The organism is Streptomyces sp. NPDC037100, from assembly GCF_055606225.1.
This window is the reverse complement of the sequence record NZ_JBVJSX010000001.1, coordinates 214,814-227,276: the sequence shown is the minus strand read 5'-3', so window position 1 is coordinate 227,276 and position 12,463 is coordinate 214,814. Positions and strand designations below refer to the sequence as shown.

At 70.2% G+C, this 12,463-nt stretch carries 7 protein-coding genes and 1 pseudogene; 3 read left to right on the top strand and 5 right to left on the bottom strand.

What is annotated here, in order from left to right; all coding sequences use genetic code 11:
* Positions 1 to 92 precede the first annotated feature (92 nt).
* Both ACZ7EG_RS01070 and ACZ7EG_RS01065 read right to left on the bottom strand, forming a co-directional pair.
* Complete coding sequence (locus tag ACZ7EG_RS01070; protein ID WP_471070429.1) at positions 93 to 743, bottom strand: class I SAM-dependent methyltransferase; 651 nt, start codon at positions 741 to 743, stop codon at positions 93 to 95.
* Positions 744 to 833: 90 nt separating this feature from the next.
* Complete coding sequence (locus tag ACZ7EG_RS01065; RefSeq protein ID WP_471070427.1) at positions 834 to 2,573, bottom strand: MFS transporter; 1,740 nt, start codon at positions 2,571 to 2,573, stop codon at positions 834 to 836.
* Positions 2,574 to 2,801: 228 nt separating this feature from the next.
* Here ACZ7EG_RS01065 and ACZ7EG_RS01060 point away from each other — a divergent pair, with 228 nt between their 5' ends.
* A complete protein-coding gene (locus ACZ7EG_RS01060) occupies positions 2,802 to 4,274 on the top strand; it encodes an MFS transporter (RefSeq protein WP_471070425.1) in 1,473 nt (490 codons plus the stop codon).
* A gap of 628 nt (positions 4,275 to 4,902) precedes the next feature.
* Here ACZ7EG_RS01060 and ACZ7EG_RS01055 read toward each other — a convergent pair.
* Complete coding sequence (locus tag ACZ7EG_RS01055; RefSeq protein ID WP_471070423.1) at positions 4,903 to 8,334, bottom strand: RHS repeat-associated core domain-containing protein; 3,432 nt, start codon at positions 8,332 to 8,334, stop codon at positions 4,903 to 4,905.
* An 892-nt stretch (positions 8,335 to 9,226) separates the two neighbouring features.
* Here ACZ7EG_RS01055 and ACZ7EG_RS01050 point away from each other — a divergent pair.
* A complete protein-coding gene (locus tag ACZ7EG_RS01050) occupies positions 9,227 to 9,568 on the top strand; it encodes a hypothetical protein (RefSeq protein WP_471070421.1) in 342 nt (113 codons plus the stop codon).
* Between the two features lie 54 nt (positions 9,569 to 9,622).
* Here the strand turns inward: ACZ7EG_RS01050 and ACZ7EG_RS01045 are convergent, their stop codons facing one another.
* A complete protein-coding gene (locus ACZ7EG_RS01045; protein WP_471070419.1) occupies positions 9,623 to 10,837 on the bottom strand; it encodes a hypothetical protein in 1,215 nt (404 codons plus the stop codon).
* A gap of 52 nt (positions 10,838 to 10,889) precedes the next feature.
* Positions 10,890 to 11,341 (bottom strand): annotated as a pseudogene (locus tag ACZ7EG_RS01040) (ATP-binding protein); the annotation flags it as partial.
* 250 nt (positions 11,342 to 11,591) lie between these two features.
* On the opposite strand from ACZ7EG_RS01040, the gene ACZ7EG_RS01035 reads away from it, so the two are divergent.
* Positions 11,592 to 12,449: a MaoC/PaaZ C-terminal domain-containing protein gene (locus ACZ7EG_RS01035; protein ID WP_471070417.1), complete on the top strand. Its 858-nt coding sequence runs from the start codon at positions 11,592 to 11,594 to the stop codon at positions 12,447 to 12,449.
* The last annotated feature ends 14 nt before the right edge of the window (positions 12,450 to 12,463 follow it).

Here is a 12,463-nt window from a genome sequence, read left to right as displayed (position 1 = left end):
GCCAGACGGCCGGGCCCGTGTGTCGCGGGACCCGCGGCCCGGGTCCGTGAGCGGGACCTCGGCGAACGCCGCCGGGAGGGAGTGCCGGTGCGTCAGATGCCCGGCCCCGTGCGCCGCAGCACCCGCAGCGAGTCCGTCGCCGAGACCTCGGTGAACGCGCCGGAGGCGAGGGCCCGGAGGTAGATCCGGTAGGGGGCCTGGCCGGTGAACTCGTCCTGCGGGTCGGGGAAGACGTCATGGATGAGCAGCAGCCCGCCCTCGGCGACGTGCGGCGCCCAGCCCTCGTAGTCGGCCGTGGCGTGCTCGTCGGTGTGGCCGCCGTCGATGAAGACGAACCCCAGCGGCGTCCCCCAGAACGCGGCGATCTGCGGGGAGCGCCCGACCAGCGCCACCACGTGCTCCTCCAGGCCCGCCCGGTGCAGCGTGCGGCGGAACGTGGGCAGCGTGTCCATCAGGCCGATCCCGGGGTCGACCGTCTCCGGGTCGTGGTAGTCCCAGCCCGGCTGCTGCTCCTCGCTGCCCCGGTGGTGGTCCACGGTGAGCGCGCTGACCCCGGCCTCGCGGGCCGCGTCGGCGAGCAGGATCGTGGACCGGCCGCAGTAGGTGCCGACCTCCAGCAGCGGCAGCCCGAGCCGCCCGGCCTCCACGGCAGCCGCGTACAGCGCGAGGCCCTCACCGGCGGGCATGAACCCCTTCGCCGCCTCGAACGCGGCCAGGATCTCGGGCTTCGGCGCCGCGGGCATGGGGTTCCTCTCGGTCGTACGACGGTTCGGGCGCCCATCGTGCCGTACCCCCTGCCGTGACACGACAGGGGGTACCGGTGAGTAGTTGGGTCAGGCGGAGACCGTCTCGCCCGGGAGCGACAGGTCCAGGTCGACCGGGCGCTCGTCGCCCGTGTGGCTCGCGGACGAGGCGAGCGGACCGTGGCCCGTGGCCCGGGCCGCCACGACGTAGGAGCCCCGGTCGGGGACGGTGAGCGCGTAGCTGCCGTCCTCGGCGGAGAGCGTGGCTCCGGCCTGACGGCCGCGGCGGTCGATCAGCGTGACCGTGGCGCGGGCGACCGGCGAGCCGTCGGCGCCCAGCACCCGGCCGCGGAAGCCCCGCAGCACCTGCTCGGCGCGCTCCAGCGCCGCGTCCTCCTCGCTGCCGGCCCGCAACTGCGGCTTGTTCGAAGGCCGTCGGCCCGGCAGGAACAGCGCCAGGAGCAGGCCCACGGCCACCGCTCCCGTCGCGATCAGGAAGGAGACCCGGAAGCCGTGCATGGTCGGGATCTCGACGCCGCCGACGTTGTTCGCGGTGTCGGCCAGCACCATGCCGATCACGGCGCTGGACACCGATGTGCCGATGGAGCGCATCAGGGTGTTGAGACCGTTGGCCGCACCCGTCTCCGACGCCGGGACGGCGCCCACGATCAGCGCGGGCAGCGAGGAGTAGGCCAGGCCGATGCCCGCGCCCAGCAGGACCGAGATGACCAGGCTCTGCCAGGCGGCGCTCATCAGGCCGAGACCGGCGCCGTAGCCGATCGCGATGATCAGCAGGCCGAGAATCAGGGTGAACTTGGGCCCGTACTTGGCGGACAGCCGGGCGTAGACGGGCGCGGTGAACATCATCGTCAGGCCGAGCGGCGCGACGAGCAGACCCGCGACGACCATCGACTGGCCGAGGCCGTAGCCGGTGGACGTCGGCAGCTGGAGCAGCTGCGGCAGGACCAGGGAGACGACGTAGAAGGAGACGCCGACCATGATCGAGGCGAGGTTGGTGAAGAGGACGGCCGGTCGGGCCGTGGTGCGCAGGTCGACCAGCGGGGCCTTCAGGCGCAGCTCCATCACTCCCCACAGCACGAGCACGACCGCCGAGGCGCCGAACAGGCCGAGGGTGGTGCCGGAGGCCCAGCCCCAGTCGCTGCCCTTGGTGATCGGCAGCAGGAACAGGACGAGCCCGGCGGACAGGCCGAGCGCGCCCGGCAGGTCGAAGGAGCCCTCGGCACGCATCGAGGACTCCGGTACGACGAGGAGGGTGAGGGCGATGGCCACGAGGCCGAGGCCGGCGGCCCCGTAGTAGAGGGTGTGCCAGTCGCTGTGCTGGGCGACCAGGGCGGCGGCGGGCAGGGCGAGGCCGCCGCCGACGCCGATGGAGGAGCTCATCAGGGCCATCGCCGAGCCGAGCTTCTCGCGGGGCAGCATGTCGCGCATCAGGCCGATGCCGAGCGGGATCGCGCCCATCGCGAAGCCCTGGAGGGTACGACCGGTGATCATGAGCAGCAGATCGCTGGTGAGTGCGCTGACCAGGGCGCCGACGACCATCACGGCCAGGCTGAGGATCAGCATGCGGCGCTTGCCGTAGAGGTCGCCGAGGCGGCCCATGATGGGGGTGGCCACCGCGCCCGACAGGAGGGTCGAGGTGAGGACCCAGGTGGCGTTGCTGGGGGCGGTGTCCAGCAGTTGCGGCAGGTCCTTGATCACCGGAACGAGCAGGGTCTGCATCACCGCGACAACGATGCCCGCGAAGGCGAGCACCGGGACCACGGCCCCGCTCGCTCTGCCGGCGGGGCGGTCTGTCGTCGTCTGCGTCATTGAGGAGGGCCTCCAGGCCGGGGAGTGTCGGGTTACGTGGACTCCGAACCTCGTATGTCCAGGCAACTATTCCGTTGCTTTGGCACCCTAACGAAAACTTGACCTTTCCTTGGGCCTGGCGGGGGACTATGGGGAGATCCGTAGTGGTTTGTCCGGAGGCCTAGGTCCCGGGACCGAGCACCGCGCCCTGCGATATCCCGATGCAAGGGGCGCGAGGCGGTTGAGAGCATGACACCCATGCTCGAACCCGCCGATGCCGACACCGCCCGACGCCCCCGCATATCCCGACTTCCCCGGCTGTCCCGGCTTCGTCCGCGCGGAGCGCCGCCGATGTGGCTCGTGGTGGCGCTCACGTGCGCCGGGCAGTTCCTCGTCGTGCTGGACGTGTCCGTCGTCAACGTGGCGCTGCCGTCGATGCGGACCGGGCTGGGCCTCGGCGAGCAGGGCCTGCAGTGGGTGGTGAACGCCTACGCCATCGCCTTCGCCGGCTTCATGCTGCTCGGCGGACGCGCCGGGGACCTCTACGGCCGCAAGCGGATGTTCCTCGTCGGGCTCGGCCTGTTCACCCTGGCCTCCGCGGCCGGCGGGCTGGCACAGGACGACTGGCAGCTGCTGATGGCGCGGGCCGTGCAGGGGCTCGGCGCGGCGGTGCTGGCGCCCTCCACGCTGACGATCCTCACCGCGTCGGTGCCGGAGGGCGCCGCGAGGGCCCGGGCGATCGGGACCTGGACGGCGGTCGGGGCCGGTGGCGGCGCGGCGGGCGGCCTGGTCGGCGGGCTGCTGGTGGAGACGCTCTCCTGGCGCTGGGTGCTGCTGATCAACGTGCCCGTCGGGGCCGTGGTGCTGTGCGCCGCCGCCTGGTTCCTCACCGAGGGCCGCGCCGGGGACGGCCGGCGCCTCGACCTGCCGGGCGCGCTGCTCGTCACGGCCGGTCTCGGCACGCTGGCCTACGGCATCTCCCAGACGGAGGCGGCGGGCTGGACGGCACCGGCCACCCTGCTTCCGCTGGTCGCCGGACTGGTCCTCCTCGGGGCGTTCCTTGCGGTCGAGGCCCGCACGGCGAACCCGCTGATGCCGCTCGGCCTCCTGCGCGTGCGCTCGGTCTCCTCGGCGAACGTCTCGATGTTCCTGTGCGGCTCCGCGATGTTCTGCATGTGGTTCTTCATGACCCTCTACGCGCAGAACGTCCTCGGCTACACCCCGATCGAGGCCGGCCTCGCCCTGGTCCCGAGCTCCCTCGCCGTCATCCTCGCCTCCAAGCTCGCACCCCGCCTGATGCGCCCGGTCGGCCCGCGCAACGTCGCCGCGCTGGGCACCCTGGTCGCCGTGGCCGGCTTCGCCTGGCAGTCCACGATGACCGCCGACGGCTCCTACGCCACGGCGATCCTCTTCCCCGGCGTCCTCATGATGCTCGGCGCGGGCCTGGCGGCGACCCCCCTCGCCTCCCTTGCCACCTCCGGCGCGGCCCCCGAGGAGGCTGGCCTGGTCTCCGGCCTCGTCAACACGTCCCGCACGATGGGCGGTTCCCTGGGGCTGGCCGTCCTGTCCACCCTGGCGGCGTCCGAATCGGCGGGCAGCGCGACCCCGCAGGCCCTGACGGAGGGCTACGCGCTCGCGTTCCGGGTGGGCGCCGGGGTGCTGGTGGCCGGAGTGGTGCTGATGTGGGTGTGGCTGCCGCGGCGGGCGGCCCAGGTGCCGTGAGGGGTGCCGGGGCGGGTGACCCGGGTGCCGTGGTCGGCCTCTGTGCCTTTCGTCGAGCGAGTCGGGGGCTTCCGGGTTGGTAGAAGGTTCCGTCGCGGAGCATGGCGAAACAGGACGCTGATGCGGTGGCGGGCGAGGTGGGGGACATTCTCGGTGGTGGTGCCGCTTTCGTCGGCGAGCGCGACGACGGAGCCGGTCGCGCCGGTGAGGTGGCAGTACGACGTGCCCCCGGTTGCCGATTGAACGTCGACGGCATCGGTCCCGGCCCCTTCCGGAGCCGGGACCGATGCCGGATGAAGCATGCGCGAAAGGCGCGCACTCATGACGGGCCTCTGTTGTTCGTCGTCGACCCGAAGGCGATGCACAGGAACGTCGTGATCTTCGCCGTGGCTGTGAGCCACGGAGCGAAAGGAGCTTCAGCCCTCTTGTCGTCCACCTCGGCGAGGATCACGCCCCCGGTACCTTCGAGCCTTCCCTTCTATTTTCCTCGGCCTCGCATGAGGCTCACGGCGAAGAAGATGACTCCGATCACCACAAGGACGCCGAAGGCGATACCGAGCCACGGCGGGCCGTCAGGCCCTCCGCCGGGGGCCGCCAGTTCCACTGCAAGCATCTCTCGCCCTCTCTGTTACCAGGTCTTCTTTATCTTGGCCGAGCACCCCGGCTTGCCACTGAACGAAGTGCTGGCTCCGGCCGCTGTCTCGCCCTGCGTACTGGCCGATGCGCGGTAGTAGCCCGCTGAGCACTCCGCCTCGCCCGTCCAACCGGCGGAGGCGTCACTGGCGCTCGCTTCGTACCCCCCGCTCACTCCCGGGGTGCCCGCCCCCACGGAGAGGCTGGGATGGATCGCGCCGTCGTCATTGACGCTGACGCCACCCCCGAGGCACCCCCCAAAGGCACACACCTCAAGATTCAGGCCTTGAGACGCCAGGCCGCTGGGGTCGATGCGGTTGACGGGGTCGCCTTCGGCGTAGAGGTAGGGGTTCTTCTCCTGGCCGGAGGGGTCGGGGCTGGTGAAGCGGCCGATGTTGGGGTCGTAGTAGCGGGCCGAGAAGTGGTACAGGCCGGTCGGGTCCTGGAAGCCGCCGGCGAACCGGTAGGGCTGGGGGGTCTTCTCGGTGGTGGTGCCGCGCTCGACGCCTCGGGGGCTGTAGGCGTAGGAGTTCACCTTGGTGCCGGTCTCGTCGGCGAGCGCGACGACGGAGCCGATCGCGTCGGTGAGGTAGTAGTACGACTTGCCCCCGGTCGTCATGGAGTTCAAGGTGCCCCCGGGCTCCCGGTTGAATCCCATGTCGACTCCGGCCGTGGTCTTGGCCGACAGGCCGAGCGGGCCGTTGTGGAAGAAGGTGTCGCCGAGCTTGATCCGCTCGCTCTGGTCGGTGGAACCGTACTGGCCGGCGTAGGTCTTGCCGGCGACGGTGATCGACGTGAGCTGGCTGTAGTCGGACCAGGTCTCGCCGGTCCGGGTGCCCTCGGGCGTGGAGGCGCCGGCGGTCTCGTTACCGGTCTTGTCGTAGGACCAGTTGGCGGTGGAGCCGTTCTTGGCGGTGATCTGCTGGGCGTCGTTGATGGTGTAGGTGGTGCCACGGGGGCAGCCGGGGTCGACGCCCTGGCTGGTGAGGTTGCCGGCCTGGTCGTAGCAGTACTGCCAGGAGGAGTTGAGCGTGGTGCCCTTTTCCTCCTTGGCGTAGGAGAAGCGGCCTGCGCTGTCGTAGGTGTAGGTGGTCTTCAGCCCGGCGACGGCGTCGGTGCGGGTGCGGATCTTGGTGCCGTCCGTACCGGCGTTGGAGTAGGAGTAGGCGAGGTCGACCAGGGTGCCCTTGGGTGAGGTCGCCTTGATCCTCTCCGGCCTGCTGGACTTGTCCGGGGTGACCTCCTGGACCGTGCCGCCGGGGTAGGTCGTCGTGGTGCGGAAGTCGTTGGCGTTGTACTTGTACGTGGTGGTCTTGCCCGTCGGGTCCTTCAGCGCGGAGAGCTTGTTGACTTCGTTCCAGGTGTAGTCCGTGACGCCGGCCGGGTCCTCGTAGGTGTCGACGTTGCCGGCCGGGGTGTAGGTGAGTCTGGTCTGCGAGCCGTTCTGCAGGGTGCGGACCGTCTCCCTGGACAGCGGGTCGAACTCGTACGTGGTCACGCCGGTGGCGTCGTCGCGCTGTCTGAGGTTGCCGTCGCCGTCGTAGTGGTAGCGCACCGTGGCGTTGGTGGAGGACACCAGGACGACGCGGTCACGCTTGTCGTACTGGTACACCGTCTTGATGCCGCGCCCGTCGGTGACCGTTTCGGGACGGCCCTGCGCGTCGTAGGTGTAGGTGGTGGCGCCGAGCGGGGCGGGCGGGGTCACCTTGGACAGATTGCCCTTGGCGTCGTAAGTGAACGACGTGGAAACCGACTTGGTTGTCGTCAGGGTCGTGGTGGCCTTGCAGACCTGGCCTTCGAAGCCGCCGCAGGTCGGCGTGGCCGCGTTGCGGTCGAAGGTCCGCTTGCCGCCGCCGGTGCCCGTGACCGCGACGGACTTGGTGTTGCCCGCCGTGTCATAGGTGTAGTCGGTCTTCTCGCCGTCGGCACTCGTGAGCGTGCCGGGCAGATCCGCACCGGAGATGGTCTGATACCCGGTCAGTGATGTGGTGGCCCCGCTGGGCAGTTTCGCCGAGGTGAGGTTGTTGCGGGTGTCCCAGCCGTAGTCGGTGACGTTTCCGGCGGCGCCGCCGACGCCCATGGCGTCCTCGGCGGTGTCGACGTTGTGGTGGGGGTCGAACGTCCGCTTGCGGGAGTGGTTGAGGGCGTCGGTGACCTTGGTGACGCCGCCGTCGGCGTTGTGCTCGTACTTCGTGGCGTGCTGCTCGGGGTCGGTGACCGTCGTGGTCCCGGCCGCGGAGGGGGCGGTGTTCGAGTAGGCGTAGGTGTACGTGGGGCCGGTGTGGCCGGAGCCGTTGAAGTCGGTGGCCCGCAGCATGGACCGCACACGGTTGTGATCGTCGTAGGTGAAGACCGTGACGCGCCCCTCGGGCGTCGTGATCTTCGTCAGGCGCCGGGAGGAGTCGTAGCCGAAGAGGGTCGCCTTGCCCTCGGTGTCCGTGGTCTTCGTCAGGTCGCCGGCTGCGTCGAGGTCGAAGACGGCGGTGCGGCCGGTGTGGTCCTTGGCCTGCCATTGGCTCGCGTCGGTCTTGACCAGGTCGATCCAGCGCCCGGAGCGGGTCTCGGTGAGCTTGAAGCCCCTGTGCTCGGTTTCGTCGTCGTGCTGTTCGACGGTGATGGCGCCCTTGTTCTTGTCCGTGACCTTGGTCAGGGTGCCGTGCTCGTCGTAGGTGTCCTTCGAGCCGGACTTGCGGTCGGTCAGCGTGTAGGTGCCGTCGGCGTTCTTCTTCAGGTCCTTCGAGTAGCCCTTGGGCGTGGTGAAGGTGCCGTCGGCGTTCTTGGTGAAGCGGACGGTGGCGCCGGTGGCGTCGTAGAGGACGGCCTCATCGGTGAAGAGGTGCAGGTAGCGCTCGTACTCCTGCCACCACCGCTGGGACACCTTGCCCCAGGGGGCGTCGAAGGAGTTGTACGTCCGCGCCAGACGCAGCTTCTGACCCACGCCGGCGATCTCGAAGTCGGCGGCGGCCAGCATCAGATTGCCGGTCGAGAGGTTGATGCGGGCCACCAGCGAGTCGGTGATCCGGAACTCGCTGAACTTGTGCCAGGGCACCGAGCCCTGGTCCTCGGGGACGAACACCGTCTCCGCCGTGGCGGCCGCTGCGGCCGCGGACGGGGCCCTCGGTGCCTTGGGCACCTCACCGGTTCGGGCACGCTCCTTCTGCTCGGCCCGCCACGCGGCCTGCTGCTTCGTCGGCTCGGCTTCCGCTTGGCCAGGCACCGGCTTGGTCTCGCCGACCTTCACCGGCGGGACCTGGAAGTCGGTCTTCTTGCCCCACGCGGACGTCGACCCCTCGTCGGCAGGCGACGGGGCAGCCAATGCCGGAGCCGCCGACGTGACGAGTGACAGCGTCGCCAGAGCAGCCACCAGCCCGAAACGTGATGATCTACGGGCACGCCGAAGAGGCGTGCCGGAAACACGTGAATGCATGCATTTCCCCCACAGAAAGTCAGACCCGGGAACCCCAAAGGCCACCAGGGCCCGACAACCTGTCACAAGAAGCACACAAGTTGACGGGCTGTGCCCGCAAACTGTCTTCACATGCGCCGCGGAATCAGCCAAACCCCTTCTCGGGATTTCGGCAGCCTCGCGCGTGACATATGCGTGGATTCCAGTGCAAGTTGGCGCCAGTGTCCGTCAGTAGAGGGCTTGCGGATGGACCGAAAGTGCTGGTGGCCGGCAGGAAGGGAGACCCGTCGCTGGATCATCGCTCAATTCCAGCCAGCCTCACCCCAGTAAGATCACGTAAGTCCTCCCCTTTGCACCTCCTTCAGTGTGGATTTGCGGCGGTATGTCGGATTCAAAAGTTGTCTCACGACAACTAGATCGGTCACCTCGAGTCAGTTCATGCTGCTTACCTCCTTCCTGAGCGGAAGTGGGCCCGCTGCGGCACCTCCGGGGTGCAAGGAGCGCCGGTGGGGGCGCGTTGCTTCAAGGTGACCGGTCACCCTCACTCGAAAAGTTGTCATGCGACAAGAAAATTCTCACAAGTCCCAGTAGTCTGAGATTGGTTGCTCTCGACCACTCCTGTCGCTGAACGACTGGACCAGCGCACCGCCGAAGGAGCGTTGGCATGCCCTGTGGGGTGACCTGGGTCCATCAGAGTGGCGGGACGTTTGCCCACCAGGGTTGAGCGACCGGGAGCCGGGCGGTGCTCGTAGCGCCACTGGCCTGCCCGACAGGATGCACCGCCTTGGCTGAGGGGATGGGGGCAGTCATGCCTTGGGGGCGGAGACGAAGACGGCCTGCACCCACACCGCAATCGGAGACGGATCTCCTGGCGTTCGAACTCACCCGCGTCGACTTCCAGATGCTGACCCGGGTGATCGAGCATGCCAGGCAGTGCCTGGAAGCGGAAAGCAGCGCGGATCCTCAGACGCTCCGCAACGCCAGCGGAGCGGAGTTGCTGCCCTTGCTCTATGCCAGGGCAGGTGCCGCGCTCGCCTGCGGCGCCGAAGGTGTGCCGATGCTGGTCCGCGAAATCCGCCATGTGGAAGCAGCGGTGGTCAACCTGCAGACCTACGGCGGGCACGAGACCGTGCTGTGTGAAGGGCATACGCTCTTGGAGCGGTTCGCCGCGCTCGCCAAACATGCCCGGACGGGGCGGACGGTGGAGGGAATACTGAGGCTGCCCCGGTCGACTCCGCAAGCACCATGCGGATGACGTCGCGCTCCGGACGGTGCGGCGCTGACATCCGGACGCGGATGCGCCGCCCGGTCACGGGCCCGGGTCGGGTCGGGGGGTGTCCAGCAACGAGGTCAGCGTCCGGATGAAGGACGACGCCGAGTGGTCCGCGTGGTCGCGGATGCGCGCCGCGACGGTCCCGGCGCCGCCGCCCTCCAGGAGCCGTACGAGCCGGTCGAGGTCCTGCCCGTGCCCCTCCACGGTGGTCAGGTAGAAGTCCGTCGCGTCGTACGCCATGTGGAAGACGTGCTTCTTCACATCGCTCAGCGTCAGGTAGTCGTCGTGCGTCTTGGGCGTCGGCTCGGGCGCGCCCACGCACACCGCCGGGGTGCCGGCGCCCCAGGAGTTGACCGCCAGGTGGTAGGTGTCCGTGACGACCAGCCGGTAGCGGGGCAGGACCCCGACCAGGTCGCCGACGGTGGGATTCCCCGGGCGGGCGGCGATGTGGCGCACCGGGCCGGGGACCTCCCGGTCGAACCAGGGCAGCCACTCCAGCGGGACGCCCAGGCGGTCGGACAGGCCCTGGCAGAAGCCGGGTAGCCAGTCGGGGATCGGCGTCCGGGCCCCCAGGAAGACGCCGATCGCACCGCCGTCGGGAACCGACCGGGACCACTCGGTGACCGGGAGGTGGTCGAGGTCGCCGGGGCGGGAGAGCAGCGCCGCGTCCGAACCGAAGTGGTCGGTCGTACGGTCCCGGCGCAGATGCGCGATCTTCGCCGCCGAGAGCGGGTCCCGTACCCACATCCGGTGGCTGCGGGTCACCAGGCGGGAGAACAGCGGGCCGTACTCCTTGTCCTCGTAGTCGGACTGCGTGTTGTGCAGGATCGTCCCGCCGTAGCTGACGGTCCGGGCGAGGACCTCGTCCGGCTGGTCCGCGAACAGCAGGGCGCGGTTCAGCTGCGCCCGGGCGTCGTCCCGGTCCGTGGCGAAGCCGAAGTCGAGCAGGCGGTTCGTCGCGTCCTGTGCCAGGTAGTGCCGGGTGTGCAGGAAGTCGCCCCAGAAGACGACCGCGTCATGGTCCCGGAGTGTGTCGAGGTGCTCGGCCAGCGGGTGGAAGCGGAACGGGAACTCGATGCCCCGCGCACCGTCGCGCAGCGGCACGGTCTCCGGCGTGTGCAGCGTGTACCAGGTGGCGTCGAACGCGGTGTCCATCCGCCGCCGCAGGGACTCGAACGCCAGGTCCACGGTCAGCATGCCCGTGTTGCGGTACCCGATGTTCGGCGCGGTGATGACGGCGACGCGTCCCATGTGCTCCCGTTCCCCCGGCCGTTGCCGGTACTCGACGTGTAGGTCGCGCGGATCACCGGCCAACGTACACGGCCGCGTCGCTGCGAAAGTCTCCCGCCCCCGCCGGCCGCGGGTCCTCCACGTCGAGGGGAAGTTCCGCCGTCACGCCGAACCCGCCCCTGGCCCGCGACCCCGCCGTCAGCGAACCACGCGCCGCCGCGAGACGCTCCGTCAGCCCGGTGAGTCCGGTGCCGCCGGAGCGGGTGACACCTGCGCCGTCGGGACCGGTCGGGCCCGTGCCGCCGGAGCCGGTCATCCGTGTGCCGTCGAGGCCGGTCGGGCCCGTGCCGCCGGAGCCGGCCGAAACCATGCCGCCGCCGGCGACCACCGCGTCCCCGGGGGCGCCCGCCCCGCCCCCGTCGTCGGAGACCGTCAGCCGCACCCGTTCCCCCCGCCCGACAGGGTGATCTCGCAGCGCGCCGCCCCGCTGTGCCGTACGACGTTGGTGACCGCCTCCCGGACCACCGGGCGGGGCCGGCGGCAGAGGCGGTTGTACGGACTCCGGCAGGACACATGTCATCGCCACGCCGATCCGGCCCGGCTGAATCTGACACAGTGTCAGGAGTCTTCACAAGTGCCGGGGCCTCGGCTATACAGAGGGCGCGGGACTGGAACGCGTTTCAGTTCGCGTCCCGGCCCGGTCCCAGACGGCCTCGGTGCGGCCGACGGTGCGGACGGCCGTACCGAGGTCCTTCCTCCGGCGATCAGGAGCCCCATGCCCATCGACGCAGCCAAGGCGCTCGCCGCCGCACCCCGGACCGGTGAAATCTCCTGGGAACCCAAGGACGTGCAGCTCTACCACCTGGGCATCGGCGCGGGCAGCCCCGCCACCGACCCCGACGAACTGCGCTACACCCTGGAGACCCGGCTGCACGTCCTGCCGAGCTTCGCCACCGTCGCCGGCGCCGGAAAGCCCGGCGTCACCAGCGGGCTGTCCATGCCCGGCATCGAGGTCGACCTGGCCCGCGTCCTGCACGGCGGCCAGAACCTCGTCATCCACCGGCCCATCCCGGCGACGGGCACCGCCACCGCGACCAACCGGATCGCCGCCGTGTACGACAAGGGCACCGCGGCCGTCCTCGTGCTGCGCACCGATGTCGCGGACACCGAAGGCCCGTTGTGGACCAACGACGCCCAGATCTTCATCCGCGGCGAGGGCGGCTGGGGCGGCGACCGCGGCCCCTCCGCCCGCCTCGAACCCCCCGCAGGGGAACCCGACCGGACCGTCGAACGGCCGGTCCGCGACGACCAGGCCCTGCTCTACCGCCTCTCCGGCGACCGGAACCCGCTGCACGCCGACCCCGAGTTCGCCAAGGTCGCCGGATTCGAGCGGCCCGTCCTGCACGGCCTGTGCACCTACGGCATCACGCTCAAGGCGGTCGTCGACACCCTGCTCGGCGGGGACGTGACCCGGGTGCGGTCCTACGCCACCCGGTTCGCCGGGGTCGTGTACCCGGGGGAGACCCTGCGGATCCGCATGTGGCACACACCCGGCTCCACCCGGGCCGCCGTCAGTGCCGTCGAGCGCGAGGACGCCGCCGTCCTCGCCGACACCGTCGTCGAACACACCTGAACCACCACGCCGTA

What these genes read in the sequence shown, in the direction of transcription:
- ACZ7EG_RS01070 (WP_471070429.1), bottom strand. Translation starts at nt 743, where the DNA reads ATGCCCGCGGCGCCGAAGCCCGAGATCCTGGCCGCGTTCGAGGCGGCG.
- ACZ7EG_RS01065 (WP_471070427.1), bottom strand. Translation starts at nt 2,573, where the DNA reads ATGACGCAGACGACGACAGACCGCCCCGCCGGCAGAGCGAGCGGGGCC.
- ACZ7EG_RS01060 (WP_471070425.1), top strand. Translation starts at nt 2,802, where the DNA reads ATGACACCCATGCTCGAACCCGCCGATGCCGACACCGCCCGACGCCCC.
- ACZ7EG_RS01055 (WP_471070423.1), bottom strand. Translation starts at nt 8,334, where the DNA reads ATGCATTCACGTGTTTCCGGCACGCCTCTTCGGCGTGCCCGTAGATCA.
- ACZ7EG_RS01045 (WP_471070419.1), bottom strand. Translation starts at nt 10,837, where the DNA reads ATGGGACGCGTCGCCGTCATCACCGCGCCGAACATCGGGTACCGCAAC.
- ACZ7EG_RS01035 (WP_471070417.1), top strand. Translation starts at nt 11,592, where the DNA reads ATGCCCATCGACGCAGCCAAGGCGCTCGCCGCCGCACCCCGGACCGGT.